The organism is Paenibacillus sp. GSMTC-2017, from assembly GCF_016019935.1.
Taxonomy (GTDB): domain Bacteria; phylum Bacillota; class Bacilli; order Paenibacillales; family Paenibacillaceae; genus Pristimantibacillus.
This window is the reverse complement of record NZ_JAECMT010000002.1, coordinates 257,942-282,396: the sequence shown is the minus strand read 5'-3', so window position 1 is coordinate 282,396 and position 24,455 is coordinate 257,942. Positions and strand designations below refer to the sequence as shown.

25 protein-coding genes are annotated in these 24,455 nt (G+C 39.3%); 19 read left to right on the top strand and 6 right to left on the bottom strand.

The window, feature by feature from the left end:
• Window positions 1-13 precede the first annotated feature (13 nt).
• A complete protein-coding gene (locus tag I6N90_RS08555; protein WP_197935110.1) occupies window positions 14-454 on the top strand; it encodes a GNAT family N-acetyltransferase in 441 nt (146 codons plus the stop codon).
• 9 nt (window positions 455-463) lie between these two features.
• Here I6N90_RS08555 and I6N90_RS08550 read toward each other — a convergent pair whose 3' ends face one another.
• Window positions 464-808, bottom strand: a complete 345-nt coding sequence (locus tag I6N90_RS08550) for a nuclear transport factor 2 family protein (RefSeq protein ID WP_332262429.1) — start codon at window positions 806-808, stop codon at window positions 464-466.
• A gap of 204 nt (window positions 809-1,012) precedes the next feature.
• Between I6N90_RS08550 and I6N90_RS08545 the strand changes: the two genes are divergently transcribed.
• The 9 genes from I6N90_RS08545 (at window position 1,013) to I6N90_RS08505 (ending at window position 10,641) form a co-directional block, all read left to right on the top strand.
• Window positions 1,013-2,983, top strand: a complete 1,971-nt coding sequence (locus tag I6N90_RS08545) for a serine hydrolase domain-containing protein (protein ID WP_197935109.1) — start codon at window positions 1,013-1,015, stop codon at window positions 2,981-2,983.
• 58 nt (window positions 2,984-3,041) lie between these two features.
• Window positions 3,042-3,716: a response regulator transcription factor gene (locus I6N90_RS08540; protein WP_197935108.1), complete on the top strand. Its 675-nt coding sequence runs from the start codon at window positions 3,042-3,044 to the stop codon at window positions 3,714-3,716.
• Window positions 3,713-5,071: a HAMP domain-containing sensor histidine kinase gene (locus tag I6N90_RS08535; protein WP_197935107.1), complete on the top strand. Its 1,359-nt coding sequence runs from the start codon at window positions 3,713-3,715 to the stop codon at window positions 5,069-5,071. Before I6N90_RS08540 ends, I6N90_RS08535 begins: the two co-directional genes overlap by 4 nt.
• A 174-nt stretch (window positions 5,072-5,245) precedes the next feature.
• Window positions 5,246-6,328, top strand: coding sequence for a hypothetical protein (locus I6N90_RS08530; RefSeq protein ID WP_197935106.1), 1,083 nt, complete (start codon window positions 5,246-5,248; stop codon window positions 6,326-6,328).
• Window positions 6,329-6,544: 216 nt separating this feature from the next.
• Entirely contained in the window at window positions 6,545-7,543 is a 999-nt protein-coding gene (locus tag I6N90_RS08525) for a FecCD family ABC transporter permease (RefSeq protein ID WP_197935105.1), read from the top strand.
• Window positions 7,540-8,322, top strand: a complete 783-nt coding sequence (locus I6N90_RS08520; protein WP_197935104.1) for an ABC transporter ATP-binding protein — start codon at window positions 7,540-7,542, stop codon at window positions 8,320-8,322. The genes I6N90_RS08525 and I6N90_RS08520 overlap by 4 nt, the downstream gene beginning before the upstream one ends.
• A 12-nt stretch (window positions 8,323-8,334) precedes the next feature.
• Complete coding sequence (locus tag I6N90_RS08515) at window positions 8,335-8,952, top strand: DJ-1/PfpI family protein (protein ID WP_197935103.1); 618 nt, start codon at window positions 8,335-8,337, stop codon at window positions 8,950-8,952.
• A 55-nt stretch (window positions 8,953-9,007) separates the two neighbouring features.
• The gene (locus I6N90_RS08510; protein WP_197935102.1) at window positions 9,008-9,622 is read left to right on the top strand and encodes a DJ-1/PfpI family protein; all 615 of its coding nucleotides are present in this window, start codon (window positions 9,008-9,010) and stop codon (window positions 9,620-9,622) included.
• 26 nt (window positions 9,623-9,648) lie between these two features.
• A complete protein-coding gene (locus I6N90_RS08505) occupies window positions 9,649-10,641 on the top strand; it encodes an ABC transporter substrate-binding protein (protein ID WP_197935101.1) in 993 nt (330 codons plus the stop codon).
• Window positions 10,642-10,710: 69 nt separating this feature from the next.
• Here I6N90_RS08505 and I6N90_RS08500 read toward each other — a convergent pair whose 3' ends face one another.
• Window positions 10,711-11,145, bottom strand: coding sequence for an Lrp/AsnC family transcriptional regulator (locus I6N90_RS08500; RefSeq protein ID WP_197935100.1), 435 nt, complete (start codon window positions 11,143-11,145; stop codon window positions 10,711-10,713).
• 149 nt (window positions 11,146-11,294) lie between these two features.
• Between I6N90_RS08500 and I6N90_RS08495 the strand changes: the two genes are divergently transcribed.
• The 3 genes from I6N90_RS08495 to I6N90_RS08485 all read left to right on the top strand — a co-directional run bounded on the left by I6N90_RS08495 (window position 11,295) and on the right by I6N90_RS08485 (window position 14,581).
• The gene (locus I6N90_RS08495; protein WP_197935099.1) at window positions 11,295-11,876 is read left to right on the top strand and encodes a beta-class carbonic anhydrase; all 582 of its coding nucleotides are present in this window, start codon (window positions 11,295-11,297) and stop codon (window positions 11,874-11,876) included.
• Window positions 11,877-11,916: 40 nt separating this feature from the next.
• Window positions 11,917-12,360, top strand: coding sequence for a cyanase (gene cynS, locus I6N90_RS08490; RefSeq protein ID WP_197935098.1), 444 nt, complete (start codon window positions 11,917-11,919; stop codon window positions 12,358-12,360).
• 241 nt (window positions 12,361-12,601) lie between these two features.
• Window positions 12,602-14,581, top strand: a complete 1,980-nt coding sequence (locus I6N90_RS08485; protein ID WP_197935097.1) for an ABC transporter substrate-binding protein — start codon at window positions 12,602-12,604, stop codon at window positions 14,579-14,581.
• A gap of 14 nt (window positions 14,582-14,595) precedes the next feature.
• On the opposite strand, the gene I6N90_RS08480 is transcribed toward I6N90_RS08485, so the two are convergent.
• Both I6N90_RS08480 and I6N90_RS25060 read right to left on the bottom strand, forming a co-directional pair.
• Window positions 14,596-15,426 carry a dihydrodipicolinate synthase family protein gene (locus I6N90_RS08480; RefSeq protein ID WP_232242792.1) on the bottom strand — a complete coding sequence of 277 codons (831 nt, stop codon included), beginning with the start codon at window positions 15,424-15,426 and terminating at the stop codon, window positions 14,596-14,598.
• Window positions 15,427-15,479: 53 nt separating this feature from the next.
• Window positions 15,480-15,611, bottom strand: coding sequence for a hypothetical protein (locus I6N90_RS25060; RefSeq protein ID WP_269669467.1), 132 nt, complete (start codon window positions 15,609-15,611; stop codon window positions 15,480-15,482).
• A gap of 166 nt (window positions 15,612-15,777) precedes the next feature.
• On the opposite strand from I6N90_RS25060, the gene cyoA reads away from it, so the two are divergent.
• Genes cyoA through I6N90_RS08450 form a run of 6 tightly spaced genes read left to right on the top strand, consistent with a single transcriptional unit; the run spans window position 15,778 to window position 20,634 of the window.
• Window positions 15,778-16,704, top strand: a complete 927-nt coding sequence (cyoA, locus tag I6N90_RS08475) for a ubiquinol oxidase subunit II (RefSeq protein WP_442950950.1) — start codon at window positions 15,778-15,780, stop codon at window positions 16,702-16,704.
• Window positions 16,705-16,718: 14 nt separating this feature from the next.
• Window positions 16,719-18,716, top strand: coding sequence for a cbb3-type cytochrome c oxidase subunit I (locus tag I6N90_RS08470; protein WP_197935095.1), 1,998 nt, complete (start codon window positions 16,719-16,721; stop codon window positions 18,714-18,716).
• Window positions 18,716-19,342 (top strand): cytochrome o ubiquinol oxidase subunit III, encoded by a 627-nt coding sequence (gene cyoC / locus I6N90_RS08465; protein WP_197935094.1) that lies wholly within the window; start codon window positions 18,716-18,718, stop codon window positions 19,340-19,342. The genes I6N90_RS08470 and cyoC overlap by 1 nt, the downstream gene beginning before the upstream one ends.
• Window positions 19,343-19,669, top strand: a complete 327-nt coding sequence (gene cyoD / locus I6N90_RS08460) for a cytochrome o ubiquinol oxidase subunit IV (RefSeq protein WP_197935093.1) — start codon at window positions 19,343-19,345, stop codon at window positions 19,667-19,669.
• A gap of 33 nt (window positions 19,670-19,702) precedes the next feature.
• Window positions 19,703-20,038: a c-type cytochrome gene (locus tag I6N90_RS08455; RefSeq protein ID WP_197935092.1), complete on the top strand. Its 336-nt coding sequence runs from the start codon at window positions 19,703-19,705 to the stop codon at window positions 20,036-20,038.
• 17 nt (window positions 20,039-20,055) lie between these two features.
• Window positions 20,056-20,634: an SCO family protein gene (locus tag I6N90_RS08450; RefSeq protein ID WP_442950958.1), complete on the top strand. Its 579-nt coding sequence runs from the start codon at window positions 20,056-20,058 to the stop codon at window positions 20,632-20,634.
• 95 nt (window positions 20,635-20,729) lie between these two features.
• Here the strand turns inward: I6N90_RS08450 and I6N90_RS08445 are convergent, their stop codons facing one another.
• Both I6N90_RS08445 and pdxR read right to left on the bottom strand, forming a co-directional pair.
• Window positions 20,730-22,685, bottom strand: coding sequence for a hypothetical protein (locus I6N90_RS08445; RefSeq protein ID WP_197935091.1), 1,956 nt, complete (start codon window positions 22,683-22,685; stop codon window positions 20,730-20,732).
• A gap of 166 nt (window positions 22,686-22,851) precedes the next feature.
• A complete protein-coding gene (pdxR, locus tag I6N90_RS08440) occupies window positions 22,852-24,291 on the bottom strand; it encodes a MocR-like pyridoxine biosynthesis transcription factor PdxR (protein WP_197935090.1) in 1,440 nt (479 codons plus the stop codon).
• Window positions 24,292-24,455 lie beyond the last annotated feature (164 nt).

The window sequence follows — 24,455 nt, the reverse complement described above, 5'->3', positions numbered from 1 at the left end:
GACTTTATGTAAAATGGAACAGATCACTTTTCGACAATCTCAAAGTTCAGATTGTGAAACAATTGCTAACTTACGAGCAGTTGTTCTTTGTGATGATTTAACGAGATTAAGAAGATTCGATGAAGAGAAGGTTCGTCAACGTTTCCGTAATTCGTTTGAGCCCGCTCATACTTGGATCATTGAAATAGATTCAGCTTTTGTTGGTTGTTTTGCTTTTAAACCGACGTTAGATGGTTATTTGTTAGAACATTTCTATATACATCCTAATTACCAAGGAAAGGGGATAGGAAGTCAAGTTATAAGAAATCTACTCGAACATCATGTGATCGAGGGGACATGCATCACACTAAATGTACTACAAGGCAGCGCGGCTAGACGACTTTATGAACGATTTGGTTTTATAGTAGATCGTGAAGATTTGATAGATGTGTATATGACATTAAAAATTAAGTGAAAGTAAAGTTTAACTGTAATCTTCAATCAAAGAGATTTTTCCTTCATTAATTCGAAACACTGTTTTTCCTTGTAATTGAATCATATCGCCAATTTTCAAACCGTTTGGAAGATCAGATGCCAGTATCGCTTCATAATTAATTTGCACTTCTATGTTTTCATCCACAGCGCTGTAGCCCGTTATAGTCTGACGACGACTTGAAAAAATGTGAGCAGACTTTTCTGCCAGCGCTTTAAACTGTTCGATTCCTCTAGTTTCCACGTTCATTTCACCGTTGGAGAAATTCCTGAACGTAACGTCCTTATGCAATAGTTCTATAATTCCGTGTATATCAATAAGTTGTAGCCTCAACATAATTATCAATAATTTCTTTCGTCACGTAACTAATCATAGTTACACTCCTCTCATGGCTTTCAATTATTTATTAGGCCGTAAACTTCTACTATTATGACACAAAATGTAAGTTCGGTTCACTCTCCGTTCATATATTTTTGATATGCTTTCAGCAGACAGTCGAGACTTCGTTTTCAAAACTATGCTGAATGCTGGAGGGTTATTATGTTATCAACTAGGAAGAAGATTACTCGTAAAATGATAGTATGTACAGCGCTTGTCACATTGGTTTGGGTAAGTATTTTAGGAGCAGCAACTGCAACTTCGTCATCATCGGCTACTTCACCGTCATTAAACGCTCGATCAGAGATAACTGCGGCAGATTTGAAAGATACCACTAAGTTAAGTGCGTTTATTGATGGAATTATGAAAGTTCATATGGATAACTTCAAAATACCTGGAGCAGTTATCACAATCGTAAAAGATGGCAATCTTTTGATGGCTAAAGGTTATGGGCACTCAAATATTGAAGAAGGAACGCCTGTTGATCCAGAAACGAGTATGTTTAGAATCGCTTCAACAACAAAGCTGTTTACTTGGACTGCTGTGATGCAATTGGTTGAGCAGGGCAAGATTGATCTCGATACAGACATCAACACCTATTTAAAAACGGTGAAAATACCAAGCACTTATGCTGAGCCGATTACAATGCGACATCTTATGACGCATACAGCAGGTTTTGAAGAAGGCGGGGTCGGTTATCAAATTACTACTGATCCGAAAAAGCTGCCGGTATCCATTGCTGAAACGTTAAAGAAGCATATGCTTGCTAGAGTTAACCCTCCTGGTGTAATGATGTCTTATTCTAATTATGGTGCATCACTTGCTGGATTGATCGTCGAAGAAGTTAGTGGGGTCGTTTATAATGATTTTATACAGAAAAATATATTTGTTCCACTTGAGATGAAGTATGCAACCGTTCAGGAGCCGCTACCTTCTTCATTGGAAGCTAATGCGGTTATAGGATATGCAAGGGAAAACGGTGGGTTCGTTGCGAAACCGCCAACGTATGAGGGAGGTTTCCGTCCAGCAGGATCGGGAGTCGTAGCAGCACTTGATATGACAAAGTTTATGATTGCTCACCTTCAGAATGGACGATATGGTTCTAAGCAAATTCTCAAACCGGAAACGGCGCAATTCATGCATGAATCAGCGTTCAAGTTTAATAAACAATTGCCAGGAATGGCGCTCGGCTTTTATGAATTGAATATAAATGGTCAGCGCATTATTGCTCATGGCGGAGCCGATACACTGTTTAATACTGAACTTTATTTAGTACCCGATCAACAACTCGGCATTTTTGTTTCTTATAGTGGCGGCGATGGCGGCACGGCAGCAGCGGGGTTGTCAAAAGCATTTTTTGACCGCTACTATCCCGTGGAACCTGATAAATTGCTCTCAGCAACACCCGAATTAGAAAACGACTTGCAAAAATATGCTGGTTCTTACCAGTTCTCACGTCGTAATCATTCGGACATCGATAAGTTTTTTAGCTTTATGGCTCAGCTTAGCGTTGGCGTTACTAATAATCGATTAACAATCGGAAGCGGTGCTGAGCAGCAAGTTTACGCCCCAAGAGGTAATGATATTTTCCAAGAGGTGGGGGGCACGAGTCAGATAGGTTTCCGTACTAACTCTTCGGGGAAAGTAACACATATGCTTCTAGATATAATTCCCTCGATGCCGCTCGAACGAACACCACTCTTCAATCAAACGAATTTTTGGTTTCTATTACTTGGAATATCTACTGTATTATTTATTACTGTTTTAACGGGATATGTTTATCACAGACGCGAAATAAAAATAATGCCCAAATCTCACAAGTGGGCAGTTCGACTTTCAGTAGCCACCGCTGTCTGGGCAATTGCGACATTAATCGCGACATTTGTTATTGTGTTGAATATGGATTTATTAGATCGATTAAGTAAAATAACTACTCAGTTAAATGTATATCTCTTTATGCCACTCATACTTGTTGGATTAACAATTGTAATGTCAATTACGAGTATTGTCGTTTGGAAAAATAACTATTGGACATTGATGAAACGTGTTCATTACTCACTAGTAACGGTTTCAGCAATTGTAATGAGTTTATTTTATTATCATTGGAATCTATTAGGCTGGCAATTTGGTTAAAGTAAATATTCTCCTAATTAAAATAAGAGCATGATAGAATTCGGAGGCGCACACGAACATGGCCACAATACTTATTGCTGATGACGATCCACATATTCGCGAACTGATCACCTTATTTTTGCAAAATGAAGGTTACGAAATTGTCGAGGCGAGTAATGGAGCAGAAGCGTTAGTCATTATGGAAAATACTCGAATTGATCTCGTAATTCTCGATATTATGATGCCTGAGCTAGATGGATGGCAGTTATGTAGAGAAATTAGGCGCATAGATGTTAATATCCCTTTATTAATGGTATCGGTAAAAGGAGAATCAGCTCAAAAGGTGAAAGGATTTCAGCTTGGAACGGACGATTATTTAACAAAACCGTTTGATCCATTGGAGCTTGTGATGAGAGTTAAGGCATTATTGAAACGGTACATGATCGTTTCTTCACAAACGGTACAATTAGGTGAGATTGTACTGAATCGCCGAAACTATCAAGTTTTACGTGGTCAAAAATCGTTTAGTTTACCGCTAAAAGAATTCGAACTGTTGTTCAAGCTGGCTAATCATCCCGGACAAATCTTTACCCGTGAACAGTTGATCACACACATTTGGGGTTTAAATTACGAAGGTGATGACCGAACTGTCGATGTTCATATAAAGCGTTTAAGAGAAAGATTCGCAGAAGATTCGAAGCACTTTCATATTGAAACTGCGCGGAGTCTTGGTTACAGGCTAGTTATCCTATGACTAAGACGTTATATGTCCGTATCATTTGTACGTTTCTGATAATCATCAGTGTAAGTTTGGTTTCTGCTTTTTTAATCGGAATGACATTATTTAAGAATGAAATAGATACTGTGGGACAAAACGATATGATTACTGTTGGTGAGGATATTATTCAACTATACGAACAAACGAAACCTGTTGATCGCGAATCATTTTTAAAAAGTGCAGTGAACATATCAGCACATCCAATTCATATGTATGATGCTTCTGGCAATGTAACGGTCTATCGTATAGATAACGACAATACAACGTATGCAAATATCTCTCGCGATGCCGTACAGCAAGTGTTACTTGGTCAATATTACCGATCTCCTGGAGGGGCGAAACAAACATTTATCGGGCTTCCTTTCCTATTGGAAGGGAAGCAGCATGCTATGTTTTTGCAGTTCTCTTCGGAGAATGAACAAATTATTAATCGTTTAATGCTAATTATTTTGCTGCTTGGTTTGTTAATCGGAAGCCTTTGTATTCTCGGTGCAGCAACCTATTTGGTCAAACCATTGCAAGCACTGACAATTGCAACTAAACGGCTCGCAAAAGGCGACTTCGACGTGAAAGTAAAAATGAAAAGCGCGGATGAGATTGGAGTTTTAACTCAAGGGTTTAATGAAATGGCAATTGAACTTAAACAGTTGGAACAGATGAGGCAGGATTTTGTTACGAATGTTTCTCATGAAATCCAAACCCCGCTTACGTCCATTTCTGGCTTTGCTATAGCTCTAAAAAATAGTCACCTAGTTGCTGAAAACAAACGGAATTATTATCTCGACATTATTATCTCAGAAAGTAGACGCCTTTCTAGACTTAGCGATAATTTACTTAAACTTGCTTCTCTAGATTTAGATAATCATCCTTTTGAGACTAGTACTTTCAATCTCGTTGAGCAAATTAGGCAAGTCATTGTTACTTGTGAGCCACAGTGGTCTGCAAAGGGTATACGAATTATTTTAGATTCGATAGATGAAGCCAACATAAAGGCAGATATAGACCAACTTAACCAAGTATGGATTAATTTATTGGGAAACAGCATCAAGTTTACACCTGATGACGGTCATATTGAGATTGGAATTAATCATTTAGAGGATCGAATTTGCGTTACGATTGTTGATTCCGGTATTGGGATTTCTAAAGAGCAGATAGCATATGTATTTGATCGATTTTACAAAACAGACCCATCGCGAAATCGAAATATTAGTGGTAATGGGTTAGGACTTGCCATCGTCAAAAGAATAGTTGCACTTCATCACGGTGATATTGAGATTAAGAGTGAGTTAAACGAAGGTACGACGGTCGTTGTTAGATTACCAATTCAATAATGTAAATTTGGTGTATTAAAAGAAGCTCTTGCAACAGGATGTTGCGGAGCTTCTTTTTAAAAAAATTAGGTTACTATCTTCGAAGGAATTGTTATGAGTCTGAAACTTTAAATCGAAGTTTTCGTCTGATTAATTAGTGGGAAAAAATGTGTACAAATTGAAGCGAGGGGTGTTATGAGAAGATTATTAATGTTAAGTTGCATTATCTTTTTTGTACTGTTACTTGGTTGCCAATTCGTCAGTAAGGAACAAAAATTGTATCAATCAGGTCGCCAATTTGTAAAAGAAAAAAAATATCCACAAGCGATTGGTGTTTTTACAGATTTGAGCGAATTCAAAGACTCTAATAGATTAGTTGAGAAATTAACATATATCGTCAATGGTGATTATATTGGAGTCGGACTCGCCATCGTTGCTGCCATAAGAAGTGACGGAACCGTAATCTATAAAGGTGGTTATGAGGATACAATAAGTGAGGAGGAATGGCGGAATATTAAGGCAATTTCAATAAATGGAGAACACTTAGAAGCGCTGAATGCAAGTGGAGAGATTACTTCAACATTTAACACAGAAATTGAAGAGTTAGAACAATCTTCTTTAAATTCTGTACAAGCTATGATTCCCGTCATTGAACAATTGCCACATTTAAAAGGTGTAGCTACCTTTCAATCGGATTATCCAAATAATGTCGTAGCTTTATTAGAAGATGGTACCGTTAAAGTTCTAGGTACATATTTGAGTGAGGATGAGCTTGAGAACGTTTATACTTGGAAAGATATTAAGGCAGTTGAAGGCCGAAATGAAGTTGTAATGGGACTAAAAAATGATGGCACAGTTGTTGCTGAAGGGGACTATCGTTATCGAGATGAAGTAACGAAGTGGACGGACATTGTAGCAATCTCTACATTTTATAGCGCTTTTGGGTTAAAAAGAGATGGAACGGTAGTTGCTGCTGGCCCATGTGCTGTTACAAGATGCAAAGTAGAAGAATGGACGGATATTATCGCCATTGCGGCAGGTGAAAATCATACAGTAGGTTTAAGAAATGACGGAACTGTTATTTCTACGGGATCTAATAAGTATGGACAGCGTAATATTGAAGATTGGACGGATATTGTAGCAATAGATGCCAGTTACTATTATACACTTGGATTAAAGAGTGATGGATCGTTAGTTTTAGCAGGCAGTTACTTGGATGGCACTAATTTGGATGTAACTGAGTTCTCAGGATTGATGGTTCCACAAGTTTATGAATAATTGATTAGCAGTAACCAACGTAAGACTCCCTATTTAGAAGGGGGTCTTTTTTAATGGAAGCAGGTTACCTAAAAATATTTGTAAAAAAGGATTCGAATAGCTCTCATGAGTCATTTGCAATGTCACTAAATTATGTAAGATAACAGTACACAGTGTATTCACTTCTGAAACGCTAAGTGTTGCATCATCATTTATATAGGATAGGGGGGTAGAGTAATGTTAACGTTCAAAGAAAACAGCTGGTGGAAAATTTTAGTCATTGGAACATTCCTGTTGCTAGCGATTGTCTGTATCTTTATGAGCTTGGCATTTGGTGCTGTAGATGTAAGTTTGTCCACGATCCTTGCTATAGTCACAGGTGATAAGGGGGCAGATGCTTACACAATCATTTGGAATATTCGACTTCCTAGAACTTTTGTTGCTGCACTCGTCGGGATGAATTTGGCCGTTGCTGGAACATTGCTGCAAGGTGTAATGAGAAATCCGATGGCAGATCCACACATTATAGGTGTTTCATCGGGTGCTGGATTGTTTGGAATGTTTATACTGCTTGCATTCCCATCATACACACATTTGCTCATCCCATCAGCCTTTGTAGGTGCGATGGCAGCTGCACTACTTGTTTATGTGCTTGCATGGAACAAAGGAGTTACGCCAATGCGAATTATTTTGGCCGGGGTAGCAGTATCTGCTTTTCTAAACTCGCTTGTATCGGCGTTATTTACTTTTTATAGTGATCGTGTGCAAGGTGCGCTAGGATTTATGGTCGGAACATTGTCTGCTAAAGGATGGGCTAACTTTCACATGTTATTGCCATATTCCATTATCGGAGTGATGTTAGCACTACTCGGTTCAAAGCCAATGAATCTGTTATTACTTGGCGATTCGGAAGCGAGGTCACTTGGATTAAATACAGAACGGTATCGATTATGGTTTGTCGCTATAAGTGCTCTGCTTGCTGCAAGTGCAGTAAGTGTCGTTGGATTATTAGGATTTGTTGGTTTAATCGTTCCACATGCTGCTCGGCTATTAATCGGAAATGACTATCGGATCTTGTTACCTTGTTCGGCTCTGCTCGGCATTGCTGTACTGACAGCTTCTGATACACTGGCTCGCGTCGTTGTTGATCCTATAGAACTTCCAGTTGGTATCGTAATGGGAGCAGTCGGAGCACCATTCTTCTTATATTTGCTTCGAAGGAAGAACAGCCTATGAGAATCCAAGCGAATAATGTAGGGGTAGGTTATGGCGATAAAACTGTCGTTTCGTCCATTAGTATTTCGTTTGAGGAAGGAAAAATTCATAGCATATTGGGACCTAATGGTTGCGGGAAAAGTACTTTTCTAAAAGTGATTGCAAAACAATTGGATATGGAGCAAGGAAATGTAATTCTTCAAAATAAAGAGATAAAAGAGTGGAAGAGAAGGGAGTTAGCCCAGAAGATCGCCTTTTTGATGCAGTCGCATGAACAAACTCCAAATATAACAGTACAAAACTTAGTTTCATATGGACGATTCCCCCATAAGAAACCGCTTCAACGACTTGACAAAGCGGATCAAGAAATTATTGATTGGGCTTTAGAATTAACGAGTTTGAGCGCTCTAGCGACAAAAGACATTATGAACTTATCGGGAGGAGAGCGGCAACGAGCTTGGATCGCAATGGCATTAGCACAAAAACCTAAAGTCCTTTTACTTGATGAACCGACAACATTTCTAGATATTCATCATCAGTTAGAAATTATTGAATTAGTTAAGAAGTTGAATGCAGAGCAGGGGATGACAATTATTATGGTGTTACATGATTTGAATCAAGCAGCGATGATCTCAGATCAATTGGTCGTTCTTTCGAAAGGTGCGCTATATGCAAATGGTTCTCCAATAGACGTCATTCAGCCGCAAATGTTAAAGGACGTATTTCAAGTAGAGGCGGAAATTGGGTTCGATCAACAAAGTGGAAAGCCCTTTATCAGTCTGTTAAAACTAATAAAATAATGGAGGAGATTAATGATGCAAACATGGAATGTTGGCATTCTATTGTTCGAAAATGTAGAAGTCCTAGACTTTGCTGGACCATTCGAAGTATTTTCGATTACGATGATGAATTTTGGTAAACCCGATTATTATAAGCCCTTCAAGGTATCAACGGTATCAGAAACAGGAGGCACGATAACTGCAGAGGGTGGTTTAAAGGTAGTACCCGATTATAGTATAGCGAGAGCCCCATATTTCGATTTAATAGTTATACCTGGCGGAGGGGACGTAAGTCGTGAAGTAAACAATGACGTCTTAATTGATTGGATCAAAACACGCAATGATGAAGTGAAGTGGATGACTTCCGTATGTTCAGGTGCTCAAATAGTAGCCAAAACGGGTATTTTGGACGGTAAACAAGCGACAAACCATTCCTTTTTTATCAAACAATTTAGAATCGATCATCCTAAGGTTGACATTATAGATGGTGTGAAGTACGTCGATCAAGGTGACATCGTTACATCAGCAGGTGTTTCGTCGGGTATTCAAATGGCGTTGCATATGGTTCGACGTTTACTTGGAAAAAGTGCTGCGGAAATGACAGCAGAGATCATGGAGTTTGAAATGGACTTTGATGATGCGACCTACTGAATGGAAGAAAGGAATTGTGAATCTATTAAAACTAATAAAATAATGGAGGAGATTAATGATGCAAACTTGGAATGTTGGTATTCTTTTGTTCGATGAGGTAGAGGTGCTAGACTTTGCTGGACCGTTCGAAGTATTTTCAATTACGAAGATGAATTTTGGTAAACCCGATTATTATAAGCCATTCGAGGTATCGACTATATCAGTAACGGGAGACGCGATAACAACAACTGGTGGCTTAAAGGTGATACCCGATTATAGTATAGTAACTGCCCCATATTTCGATTTATTAGTTATTCCTGGTGGTAATGGTACTTGGCGTGAACTTGAAAATGAAGTATTGATAGACTGGATCAAAACACGTAATGATGAAGTGAAGTGGATGACTTCCGTATGTACGGGTACACGGCTATTAGCAAAAAGCGGCATTCTGAATGGCAAACAAGCGACTTCGCATGCACGGCATATCGATCAATTAAGCCTCGACTTTCCGGAAGTGGACTTTATTAAAGGTGTGAAGTACGTCGATCAAGGTGACATCGTTACATCTGCGGGTGTTTCATCAGGTATTCATATGGCCTTGCATATGGTTCGACGTTTGCTTGGAACAGGTGCTGCGGCAATGACAGCACGGGTCATTGAATTTGAAATAAACTTTGATGATAAAAACTAATGAATGCATGAAGGGAAGTGACTTTTATGAAAGCGATTTCAATAATTCTATTGGCATTCATTGCGATGGCAACTTTAGCAAGCTGTAGTTCTGACACTGTAAAAGATGCGAATAAGACAACAACACCAGTCGAATTAGAACAAGCAAAAGTAACACCGAGTGACTCTGAACCATTTGCGAAGATTGTAGATACATCAGGAGCAGAAGTTGTTTTAAACAAAAAACCAGAACGAATAGTTGTATTATCACCTGAAACGCTTGAACTATTTTATCAACTTGGTGGAGATGTAGTCGGATATTCTACTACGCCAGTTATCCCAATACCAGAGGGTGCGAAGGATGCTCTTAACGTAGGGCAAGTTCATAATGTAAGCCTAGAAATGTTGACGAGTTTAAAGCCCGATCTTGTAATTGGTCAGTCATTCTTTAATGCGAATTTGAAGGAACCATTGGCCGCTAGCGACATTCCATTACTATTAGTAAGTGCATCTAGCTTAGAAAATTTTGAAAAGATCGGGAAAATATACGGGCAAGTATTGGGGAAGGAATCTGAAACTGCCGAATCCTTTAAACAATTGAATGAGCGCATTGATTCCATTACTAGCAAATTGCCTAAACACAAGCATACCTTTGCGGTAGTATTAGTAGGACCGATGGGGTTTCTTGTAGAGAAAGGCCAATCGCTCACAACAGATATTGCAACTAAGATGAACATGATTAATATAGCAGATCAGATTGAAGGTGACAGTAGTAGGGGGGCAGTTCCGTTTAGCTTAGAGAGTATGGTTGAAATTGACCCTGAATATTTGTTGGTTGTTGTTCATGGAACAGAAGAGCTTGGAAGAAAGATGGTAAAAGAAAATATGGATAGCAACGCTGCATGGTCATCGCTAAGAGCGTTCAAGGAGGATAAAATCTATTTCTTACCTAGTGCTCTTGAAAACTTTCCTAGTTTAACGCTGGATCAAGAGGTTCAAAAGATGGTTGATCATGTGTATTCACATCTTCCAAAAAAATAATGTCTCTTTTAAAATTGTGAAGCCTATGTCCAATTGACATGGGCTTTCTTCATTAGTAGTTCTAATCATTTAAGATTTTAACTTCCCAATAGATAAGTTGATACGATAATTGCCATGTTCTAATAGTTTAGCAAGAAATGACTCCAAATCTTCATTAGAAGCAAAGTGCCCAGTTAATAAAAAACAACCGTCTCCACTTATTCGATGTACCTCAGAAATAGCAGCCGTTGATTGAAAAAACGTATGAAACGCAACATGATTAGGTGATTGCACGAACACAGTAATAAATGCTGTTACTGGTTGACCTAGTTTTGCTTTATTAGTAGCAACTGTATATTGCTCGATTATACCCAAATCCTCTAATCGTCTAATGCGGTTTCCAACTGCTTGCCCCGTCATATGTATCTTCTGACCGATATCTTTCCACTGAACTCGCGCGTTTTCTTTCAGTAGTTTTAATATATCTAAGTCGGTTTGATCAATGATGTTTATCAATCCTTTCACCGCGAAACGAGAAGGAACAAAAGCGTTTCGTGGGCTTATTCAGCTATTTCGTTTAAAAATCTATACTTAGTTATATCCTGATTCACACAATTTATCGACGATGTATCAGGGTGGGAAATCAATAAAACACTTCAAAGGAGGCAACAAGAATGTTATTACATGATATTTTGAAGTACAATGACCAGTTTGTGGAAGATATGGAGTATGTCCCTTATGAAACCACAAAGTTCCCGAACAAACGCATGGTTATCGTCACTTGTATGGATGCTCGATTAATTGAACTATTGCCAAAAGCGCTTGATATTCACAATGGTGATGCAAAAGTTATTAAAACAGCTGGAGGAACAATTACTCATGCTTTTGGCAATGTAATGCGGAGTATTGTTACAGCGGTTTATGAACTTAACGCTGAAGAAATTTATATTATTGGACACCACGGATGTGGGATGAGTGAAACGAATCCACAAGGTACATTGCAAAAAATATTAGATCGCGGAGTAGCATCTCCAGAAATATTAGCTTCACTTGAATATGCCGGCATCGATCTTCACAAATGGTTGTTTGGCTTTAACAATGTCATTGACTTAATTAAAGGCAATATTGATCTCGTTCGCAATCATCCGTTGATTCCAAAAGAAATTCCTATTCACGGTCTCGCTATTGCACCAGACACAGGCAAATTAGATGTCATCGTTGATGGTTACAAAGAGTTAACAGCTATTAAACAGTAATCTAGTCTCAACATTTTAAACAAAAAAGGAGAAATGAAAAATGAACAGAAAAGATGCAACTCAAAAAATAGTGGATGCTAAAGTGGCTAAAGGTTTAACTTGGGGTGAAATTGCAGCAGCAGGGGATCATTCAGAAAGCTGGATCGTAACGGCACTACTTGGTCAAGCAACAATGGATCGTTCAGAAGCAGAAAAGATGGGTAAGTTGCTCGAGTTAGATGATGAAGTTGTACAGGCCCTTACGCAAATTCCACACAGAGGCGATGTTATGCAAATGCCTCCAACGGATCCTGGTCTATACCGCTTATATGAAATGTTACTCGTATACGGACCAACCATTAAAGAACTTATTTTAGAAAAAGTAGGCGAAGGCATCATGAGCGCAATTGATTTCCAATTTGATTTGGAAAAGCAAGAGGACCCTAGAGGGGATCGTATCATTCTTACGATGAATGGCAAGTTTTTGCCTTATAGAAAATGGTAATTTGATTACTCATAGTTAAGCACAATTAAGAAAGCCGCATAACGGGATTAACCGTGTAAATGCGGTTTTCTTACTTTACCAATATCGTAGAATCTGTCAGAAGTGATCTATTCTAGAAAGGTGATCCGAGCTGTTAATAATAATTGACAATGATAATCGTTATCTACTATGATCATAATTACATGTCTAAGTTATGTTGCTGGATAGGCCCAGCATGTCATAGAACGGTGGAGGATTAAGGGTGAACTGGGAAGAGTATATCCAAGTATGGGATAATGCGTTCATTCAACTGGTGGATATCCGTCAGCTTGCCATATGTAGTAGGGGGAAACAGCAACATCTTCTCCCTACAAGTGGCTATATTTTTGTTGTACAAGGACAAGGATCAATTTGGTTAGATGGTGAAAAACATACATTTGAACGATTTTATTTGCTACATGCAGGTAAAGGAAGCAGAGTACGAATCGAAGTGGGACAAGAGGATGTTACGTACTATTACATATTATATAGAGGTAACATTTCTACTAAATCAACTGAAGCGACCTTTAAGTTATATCAATTGAATAACCCTTTTCAGCTCCAGTATGGCTGTCGACCACTAGCTCCAACAATGTTATATCGACATGTAGATTCTATGTATGAGGAATGGAATCATCGAGATATTTTGGAGCGTTTCCATGTTAAAATACGCTTTTATCAGTTTGTACATACACTAGCTGGGCAACTTCAGGTACAAGGCGTGGTTTCCAAAGAAATCGATATGGTAGAACAAGTGATTACGTACATCCACGAACGCTATAATGAGCCAATAACTCTCGATTCATTGGCTGAAGTATGGAATTATAGTATTCAATATTTGTCGAGACAGTTCAAACGTCGTACAGGAACAAGTCCTATTGAATACGTGATCCAGACGAGAATGGCAAAAGCAAAGGATCTAATGATTCGAACAGATGCAACAGCACAAGAAATAGCCGAGCATGTTGGTTATAGTGATTTCTTTTATTTCACACGTATATTTAAAAAACAAGTAGGGATGACACCTGTACAATACAAAAAGTTAGCGAAGGATAAAATGATTGGTTCAGATCGTCCATGGGAAGAGTTCATATCCTCCATGGGCAAGTATGTCTCAGCTTGTTACAATGATTGTGATAATCATTATCAATCATTCACTAAAGGGGACAAACAGATGTTGAAAAGAACAAGAACTACAATAGGGTTAACGATGTTGCTCGTATTGACATTGTTACTTGCAGCCTGCGGGAATGGAAGTACAGGTACTAATAATCAAAGTTCAACAAGTGGCAAAACAAATCAGGTAACAGAATCACAACAACCTACATCTTCTAATCAATCGAAAGTAGATACAGGTACCAGAACAATATCAACAGTGATGGGGGATATAAGTGTTCCTTCTAATCCAGAACGTGTTGTCGTTGACTGGGATCTTGGTCCAGTGTTAGCTGTAGGCGTTACGCCTGTCGGTGCTTCCAATACACAAATGAACTATGCAGCTTTTCTAAAACCCTTTTTACCAGAAACAGTTGAAGATATAGGAGCAGAAGGTAGTATTTCTTTTGAAAAAGTATTGTCTCTTACTCCAGATGTTATAATAACTTGGAATAAAGAAGCTTATGAAAAATATTCTAAAATTGCGCCTACGGTCGTATTTGATACAAGCCAGTATGCTACGATTCATGAAGAAATAACAGCAATGGGGCATATTTTGGATCGAGAGGAAGAAGCTAAAAAATGGCTTGAAGACTTCGATAAACGGACGGAAGCTGCCCGTAATAAAGTGAAAAACGCACTTCCAAAAGATGCGACGATCTCTATCGTGGATTATATTACAGTAGACAAATTTTTAATGGTCATTGGCAAAAATGGTGAACGTGGGGGCAGAGCAGCTTACGAATTGTTAGGTCTTACCCCTGCGCCTAAAGTGAAAAGTGAAATTATTGACAAAAAGTTAGATCGTATTGAAGTTTCTTGGGAAACAGTAAATGATTATGTTGGAGATTACATCATTGTTCTTAGTGTAGAAGGCAAAGAGCCACCTAAGTTACCAATGACATGGAATAGTTTAGATACGGTCAAAAACAATCGTATCATTGAAATTGAAATGGAAAATTATTTTGCTGCTGATTCATTCTCATCGCTATTACAAGCGGAAGATATTGCAGATAAAATTGTGAAACTGGTTGAATCTGAAAAATAATGATTTTTCGAGCGCTAAATTGCTCGTAGATGATCCGAACGAATATGACCACGTTCAGCTAATAGCCATTTGAGCGGAGCGGGATTTGGTTCTGAAAGCAGAAATTGAATAAGCGGGAGCAATCGATCAAAAATTTGTCCTGCTTCAACTATTTTACCTGCACGGAACATCTTATATGCTTGTACAAACTGCTCACTATCCAAGTTTGCGCTTGCCAATATGCCGCCTTTCACTCCGGTGCAAAGGGAAGAAAAAAACAACTCGTCCTCGCCACAGAGGACGGGTTTTGTTAATGATCGGGCTAATTTGAAATAGCGTTTAATATTGCCTGTGTCTTCTTTCATCCCTATGACATGATTCATATCCATAATCACTTTAATCGTTTCCATTCCGAGGGATGAACCTGTGAGGCTAGGATTATCATTAAGAATAATAGGTAGTTCGGCTTCCACTAGAGCTTGGTAATGCTGGATTATACCTTTTTGGGAAGAACGATTGTTAAAAGGAGCCGCAACGAGAGCAGCGTCGGCACCAAGTGATTTGAACCACGTTGTCTTTTTTATTGTATCTGATGTATTGCTTAGTCCTGTTCCAATGATTAGAGGTAGATCGTTAAGAATTTTGCGGGCAGCTGTAATAAGGATCTCTAATTCAGAAGTTGCGATTGCTTTAGATTCGCCGATCATCTCGTTTACGACGATACCTTGGACCCCTTTTTCGACTAGGCGCTTCACATGTTTTTTAAACGAGTGGGTATCTAAATTGCCATGACTGTCAAATGGTGTAACGATAGGTACGAATACGCCTTGCAATGTTTCTTTTGTGAGCATTACGAACAACTCCAATCTATCGGGGATATAGTGATATAAATGATGTTGGCTTTAATATATAAGGATTCTTATGAAAAGTAACCAGCCACTTGACTATGTATTTGAGCACACCGCTTGTTTGACACTTCATTATTGAGCAAACCAATTACAGCAACTGGTAGCTGATCGATATCAATTGGACTGCAATTAAACTCTTCCATTAAGCGGAAGAGTTTTTTTGTTATTCTTTTTTATTTTTATATTGTTGCGAAATATTGAACATGGTTGGTTCTATGTTGCCGTCAAGCGGTTGGTGACACTATATTCGTTCTCTTATAAAGTGAGATAGATTCAAGAACGAATGGAAGTAGATAGGAGCTGAGAAGTTTGAAATTACCGAAAGCCTACAAACGGCTTGCAGCAATTCTTATGCTGGGCATGCTGCTGCTAGTCACTGGTTGCACGGAAAACATGGTCGTGCTTGATCCAAAAGGGCCAATTGCAGCGCAGCAGAAGGACTTGATGATTATCTCGACATTGTTATGTTTTATCGTCATTATTCCAGTACTTATATTGACTGCTGTAATTGTCTGGCGATATCGCGACAGGGAAGGGAGAAAAGCGGCGTACACTCCGCGTTGGGAGCACAGCACTAAGCTTGAACTCATCTGGTGGGGAGTACCGATTATCGTTATTACGATACTGGCTGTTATTACAGTAAAAAGCACATATGCGCTTGAGCCTTCCAAACCTTTGGTGTCTGAGCAGAAGCCAATTACTGTTCAAGTAACTTCACTTAATTGGAAGTGGCTGTTCCAATATCCAGAACAGGGTATTGCAACTGTGAATGAACTTAAGATTCCCGAAGATGTGCCAATCCGTTTTGAAGTTACTGCAGATTCTCCGATGAACTCGTTCTGGATTCCGCAATTAGGCGGCCAAATTTATGCGATGTCCGGTATGGCGATGACTTTGTACTTGCAAGCGGACGAGCAAGGTAAATATTGGGGTTCGGGCGCAAACTTTACAGGAACCCATTTTGGTGACATGTATTTTGATGTTGAAGCCACTTCTAGAGAAGAGTTTGATGATTGGGTGAATGGGATTAAAGAAAAATCACCAACATTAACGCTTGATGGATACAAGAAATTGGCTGAACCTGCGACATCTGAGAAAAAGAGCTTCTCGACATTCCCCGAAGGACTGTTTGAAATGACTGTGACCAAATACGGAGCGTCACATAATCATGGACTGTCATGGGAAGAAGCACAAAAGTTTGAGCTTAAAGAAACAGCCGCAGGTCAAAACAAGTAAGGAGAGAGTTACTCATGTGGGAGAAAGTGAAGGAATTCGCTTCCGAGTTTTTCGTAACGGGAGATCCAATGATATATGGGGCGGATGTCAGTATTGCACTGACGATTATCGCAATCGTATCCGTTCTGACCTATTTTAAGAAGTGGAAATGGTTATGGACGGAATGGTTAACTACGGTTGACCATAAAAAAATCGGTATCATGTACATTCTAGCAGCCTTTTTGATGTTGTTCCGCGGCGGAGTGGATGCGCTACTCATGAGAGCGCAATTGATTGCGCCAGAGATGAGCTTTTTGACGCCGGATCATTATAACCAAATTTTTACGACGCATGGCGTCATTATGATTCTGTTTATGGCGATGCCGTTTATGTTCGGTTTGTTTAATGTCATGGTCCCGCTCCAGATCGGAGCGAGGGATGTCGCATTCCCATTCTTGAACGCACTTAGCTTCTGGTTGTTCTTTGCTGGAGCGATGTTGTTCAACTTATCGTTTATTATTGGAGGTTCACCTGATGCTGGGTGGCTCGCTTATCCGCCATATTCGGAACTCATGTATAACCCGGGAGTCGGACAAGATTTCTATATATGGGGGATACAAATTTCTGGTATCGGTAGTTTGATGACCGGAATTAACTTTATAGTCACGATACTAAAGATGCGTACGCCAGGAATGAAATTGATGAAGATGCCGATGTTCCCATGGTCGGTATTGTCGAGCTGTATTGCAATCATCTTCTCGTTCCCAATTTTGACGGCTACACTTGGTCTTCTGTTTTTAGACCGATACGCTGGCGCTCATTTCTTCACGCTAGATGGCGGCGGAAACCCGATGATGTACATCAATCTCATTTGGATGTGGGGTCACCCAGAAGTATATATTATCGTGCTGCCTGCCTTTGGTATATTCTCAGAAATTGTAGCGACTTTCTCGAAGAAAAAGTTATTCGGATACAAATCTATGGTATTTGCCATGATGATTATAAGTGGACTATCGTTTCTTGTATGGGCCCATCACTTCTTTACGATGGGGACGGGGGCCGACGTAAACGCCTTCTTTGCCTTAACGACGATGCTCATAGCTATACCTACGGGCGTCAAAGTATTCAACTGGCTGTTTACGATGTTCCGAGGGAAAATTACGTTTGAAACGCCTATGTTATGGACAATTGCATTTATCCCATGTTTCGTAACTGGCGGACTTACAGGTGTGCTGCTATCCGTTGCACCTGCAGATTTCCAGTTCCATAACAGTTATTTCCTAGTAGCACATTTCCATCATGTTATTATCGGTGGTGTCGTCTTCGGTTACTTTGCGGGGCTTTATTACTGGTGGCCTAAGTTGTTCGGCTTCAAGTTAAACGAACGTATTGGGAAGTGGGCGTTCTGGTTCTGGAACATCGGATTCTATCTGTGCTTCATGCCTCAATATGTCCTTGGACTAATGGGTATGACGCGTCGTATTTCCACATATGGTTGGGACAAAGGCTGGATGGATTTGAACGTAATTTCCACAGTCGGAGCAGTTCTTATGGGGATCGCATTTATTTTCCAAGTATGGCAGATCGCACATGGAGTAAAACATCGTAATGCGAACCTAGATACTACAGGAGATCCTTGGAACAGCGGTAGAACTCTCGAATGGTCCATTCAATCTCCAGCGCCGCATTATAACTTTGCAGTTCTTCCACATGTAACTGAACAAGATGATTGGTGGGAGAGAAAGCTGCGTGCTAAGGAAGGAAAAGGCAAGGGGATCGAAGCTAAGCCTGCACCAATTAAGTACGAACCAATTCATATGCCAAAAAGTTCGGGAAATCCGTTCATTATGTCGATGTGTTGGTTTATTGCGGGCTTTGGGTTTGTGTTCCGATGGGAGACATTTGTTATAGCAGGATTAGCAGGTGTTGCGATTTGCATGATCGCACATTCCTTCAACTACGATACAGATTATTACGTTTCAGTCGATGAAATAGAGCGAACGGAAGCGATGAAAGGCAAGGTGTTAGACTAATGGCTCATTCTCACGCACCCGGGCAAGCGAATCAAAGTGATACGCATGCGGAGCATCATGACCATCCGAATCAGGAAGAGATGCGCAGTTTAGGGTTCTGGATCTATTTGATGACGGATGTCATCTTGTTCGGTACTTTCTTTGCGACTTATATCGTATTGCGAAATAATACAAACGGCGGGCCAGGTCCCGCCGACCTTTTTGAAATAAATGGTATCATCATTAGTACTTTTATTTTACTTGCAAGTAGCTATACATGTGGTCTAGCGTTACTCGCTATGAATAAAGGGAAACGTAATGCTTTGCTTGGTTGGCTTGGTATAACCGTATTGTTAGGTATCGTTTTTATCATTTTCGAAATAAATGAATTCACACATTTGGTAAGTTTAGGTGCGACTATGGGTACCAGTGCGTTCCTATCTGCTTTCTATACATTAGTAGGAACACATGGCATACATGTCATTATCGGGATCGTGTGGATGATTGGTATTATGATTCAGATTTCAAAAAAGGGCATTACTCCTGTCACAAAAAGAAAGGTAAATGTCGTCAGCTTGTTCTGGCATTTCCTTGATGTTGTTTGGATCTTCGTATTTACTGTCGTTTATTTAATGGGGGTGAGTTAGATGGCAAAGCTTGATGCGGCTCATTCGAGTGAAGAGACACATGGTTCGTTCAAATCCTATACGATTGGATTTATATTGTCCATTGTGTTTACCGTAATACCCATTGCAGTAGTTCTAAATGGTTGGTTAGAGGGAAAAGCAAGTACGATTGTATTAATGGTTGCCGCTGTTCTTCAACTCGGCGTTCAATTGCTGTTCTTTATGCATCTTCGTGAAGAGAAGAAACCACGTTACAATTTAATGTCATTGCTTTTTGGCCTAGTTATATTGCTCGTCATTGTTGCTGGCTCTATGTGGATCATGATGTACAACATGGTTGCCGTATAAAATTAGCGATCTAGCCGAAAGGAGAGATACGTGATGAAGCGTATATATGGATTCGGATTAGCTTTAATCATATTGCTTGTATTAAGTGGATGCGGACAAAAGGTAGATTACACTGTGCTTGAGGCAACGATAACGACACCAGCTGATGAAGAAGCAGTTGCACTTTATAAAAAGCAGTGTATATCTTGCCATGCTGTCGATCTAAGCGGAAGGGTTGGTCCTGAGCTACTTACAGCGGGTGTTAGATTAACAGATGAAGAGTTAGAGTTGGTTATTAGAGAAGGTGGAAAAGGAATGCCTTCCTATCATAAACGGCTGAGCGATAAAGAAATAGATGGTTTGGTACAGTGGCTATCCAAAATGGAGTAATAGAGGGGGCGACTATGGTGAAAAAAGCAGTACTCACCATCATAATAAGTGTCATTATGATCGTAACTTCTGCATGCGGCAATAGTAAGCCAAATCAGCTGAACCTTCCAGTGAGTGAATTCGAATTTACCAATCAGGATGAACAAACGGTTTCTTTAGAGGATTTGAAAGGGAAGGTATGGATTACTGATTTGATCTTTACGTATTGCGAAACCGTTTGTCCGACGATGACGATGAATATGGCCGAACTTCAGAAACAATTGAAGGCTGCCGAAGTCGATGCGGAGATTATCTCTTTTTCCGTTGATCCAGAGCGGGATACACCAGCGGCGTTAAAGAGTTATTTAGGGAAGTTTGGTGCCGATTTTACGAATTGGAATGCTTTAACTGGCTACTCGTATGAAGAAATAAAATCGTTTGTGTTGCAATCATTTAAAGTGCCCATCGCAAAGGATGGTGCATCGGATCAAATTATTCATGGCACTTATTTCTATCTAGTCGACCAGAACGGGACGGTTGTCGCCAAATATGATGGAATGGAAGATACACCATTCGAAAAGATCATAAATGATGTTAAAGCGTTGCAGAAATCCTAGTTGAAATACCGTATCAAAGTTTGATTATGTTCTAAAAAAGATCGCTAGTCCATCTACTTTAAGGTGGTTAGCGATCTTTTTTGTATGTTAGTTAATTAAAATACGTTCTTGTTAAAAGCTGGCGGTACTTGAAGTGTATAGCCATAATATTCATTGTCTACAGCCGGAACAATTACGGTTACTCTTGCATGTTTGAGAGGTGTAATTGGAACTGTAATATCATACATATAATCCTTTCCAAGCGTTACAGGTACTTTCGTTATTAAGGTTTGTAAGTCAGGTGTATAAATTTCTATAGTTATTGTTTTTCCTACAAAAGGATTGTCGATACCATTTAGTCTCATTGTGTTGTTACGATGAAGTGTAATACTTGCACCTCGCACTGTATCTTGTTCAAAGTTCTTACCTACAGCGAGCCAACGCTGCTCTTCAACATAACCTGATTCGTCACGTTTTAATAGTTGAGAATAGTAGTCTTCACTAGTCGGTATTGGCTGGTAGCCAGCTACTGCTGCACTTTTTGAACCGTAGAAAATCAGCTCGCCATAATCCAATAAATCGTTTGTAGATAAATATAAGCCAAGTGCTTCATTCCATTTCCCTAGTGGAACAAAATCGTTATCTTTTGTTTGGAGTATCCCACTGTTTTTTAAAGGAAGCGAAGCTTTTAATTTATCTCTAGTAAAAGTAATGTTGTCTTTCGCCTTTGCATATTTAATCCCAAAAGCTTTGGCAAACTCTTTTAATGGAACAAAGTTTCGTCCATTCATCGTAAATGCAGGTTGAGATTCAAACTCAATATGCATAGTTGCCCATTTTATAGCACGAGGTTGTATGATATGAAATAATCCTTCGTACGAGAATGTATCGAAGTGTGTTTCCTGAGCTAATACATCATAACCGGGAGCAGGCATGTGTAGAGCACTCGGTATGTAATAAAAAGCTGATGGATAATAATCTGTATGATAATCTATCATGTATAGTTCATCTGATTTCCAATACACATCAAGCGCAAGAGCTTTTGCATGAGAATTATATTTTCGAACAAGCGTTAACGTTTCCAAGTCAAAGATATGTACGACCGAAGAATGTATAGTAAACATATCTTTAGCAGTGTCTTCTGCTATGAGAATTAAATATTTGTTACTTGGTGATACGGACATCTCAATATCGTCCATTGGGCTGTTAAAAATTACTTTTGAATTTCCGTTTCTCGTCCCCGTAATTTCCCAATGAAAGTATTTATTATTTGTTTTTACGGTTTGAATCTTTGTAGCACCAGCATTAAATGATCGGCTTGTTGTGCCGATTTTGGTTTTTTTATCGTATACGTAAGCCTCTTCATTTCGTTTTACTTTTACTTTTGCACCAAGCTTTCCACCAGACGTGATGAAGTTGCAGTCTTCTGGTTTTTTAGTGGAGCAGAATACCCCATAATTTAGTGATTTCGGATGCGGATTTAGCGAAAAGGCAGTGCTTATCACATCACGTGAATTAATAATAAATCCGTCAGCAAACAAACGTTTATTGTCTATTAGGGAGTATCTATTACCTATCTCTGAGCCATAGCTAATTTCGTAATATCCTAATGAAGCAAAAAGCCATGAAACAATAATGGTTTTGGATTTTTTCGATTCCATTACTTTTCGAATAGTCGCTGTTGTATAGTCAAACTCAAAGATAGAATGTACATACGTTTCTACTTTTTCATCCAATTGTTCTACAACAGCATATGCTTTTAGCCCAGTCGGTGTATCTACAACGGTTCCTTCAATTCGACCGCTCGAAGTGTCATTATATACTTCACCATTTGAAGCTTTAGGTAGCATTTTTTTATCATGGAATAAAAATTCATTTCCTTTCGCTAAACCGGTATTAAAACTAATTACTGTTGTGAGTACTTCAAGCTTGTTTTTATCAAGGTCAAAATAAAAATTAGCATGATGCCTAATTTTCTGTGCCTTTTGTGATGATGTAGCTGAGAATGCTATAGAGGGAATACATAGGGTGAAACATAAAATGAGTAGTACAATGTTCGATACCTTTTTCAATAGTAAACTTCCTTCCTGTTGTATGTAAGATTATGTATGGGCTATTTAGTATATCGGAAGATCAAATATAGTTCTTTAGATCTAGACATTAAGAAAACCTGTTGATAAATATCAACAGGTTGATCGCAGAGAAGTGCTCGGCTGTTAATTATATTTTTCGCAATGGCTATTCGCGAATTAACTCTCGCAAAGCTTCCGCAAATTTTTTAATACCCGGGCCGATTTGATCAGCTTTGGCTCTTGCATAAGTAAATCGGACATAACCTGAATCAGAACCATAAACGCTTCCCGGTACAAAAACGACACCTCTTCGTATGGATTCCTCTAATAACTTGCTATCATGCACCTCTGGTACAAGTTTGCACCACAAATGTAATCCTCCTTGCGGAACAGTAAATGAGATCAAATCAGGCAGTTCCTTTTGCAACGCTTCAATTAGCAAGTCGCGTTTATAATGCAACTGTATCCGTAAACGTTCCAGATGAGGTTCGAAATAGGTTGACTTTAAAAATTGAGATGCTACTTGTTGCGGAATGATGCTTAGTCCAAAATCCATTTGTTGTCTAGCATCTGCAAGCCTCTCCACAATGGAATTAGGAGCAACCATCCAACCGATCCGAAGTCCAGAAGCGGCTTTTTTGGATAATGAACCTATATAGATTGTGGAACCGACTGTATCCATAGATTTAAGTGGCAAAGGAGGTTCACCCTCATAAGCAATTAGACCAAAAGGATCATCCTCTACGATTGGTAGCGCTAGCTCACTTGATATATCGAGCAATTGTTTGCGCCGTTCAACGCTAAACACTGTACCTGTAGGATTTTGATAGTTCGGATTGACAAATACCATCTTGATACGATGTTTTTTGTATAAGGATCGAATATCTTCTGGGTTTACGCCATGTTCGTCAACGGGCAGTCTGAACAGTCTGAGCCCGGCCGATTGAAACATCGGTAACGAATAACAATAGGATGGATCTTCTATTGCAACGGCATCTCCAGGTGACAGAAGACATTGCGTAATTAAATAAAGGGACTGCTGAGAACCTGATGTGATCAATATGGACGATTCAGTCGTTTTGATATGACGATATTGATCCAAATAGGAAACAAGTGCTTGTCTCAGCGGAATATAGCCTTGCGGGTTATCATAGCCCAAATAGGACGTATAGTTATTTTCTTTCATTAATGAGGTGATTTCATTGATTGGAGCTAGGTCCGCCGATAGTTCACCGCTTGCGAAATCAATAAGAGAGGGATTTTGGGTTAACGCTTCTCGAATTTTCCGCATAAAAGGCAAGTTTGGCAAAAAACTGCCGCCTTCAGCATAACGACTCCAGTTAGGCGTATGTTTGGGGGTAGCTCCCCATTTCGTTCGGCTAACGCGTGTTCCGCTGCCTGTCCGACTTTCAATGATTCCAAGAGCACGAAGTTCCGAAAAAGCTAAAATAACTGTACTCCGATTGACACCTAGTTGCTCTGCTAATTTCCGTTCGGATGGAAGTAAACTTCCCGGCGGATATTCACCATATGAAATTTTTTGTTCCAAATGGTCGGCAATTTGCTCATATAGCGTTTTTTTGCTGCCACGTTCTGGTTTCCACATGAGTGTTACCTCCATCAATTCGTATAAACATAGTTGTGATTGTTATCTTATCATTATTTCTCAATTATGCAGACTTATTATGTATCTTAACGTTGACAAAAGTTTATCAGAATAATGAACATGGATGGGTTGAACAAAAATAATTGGATGGTTTTCAACATTTG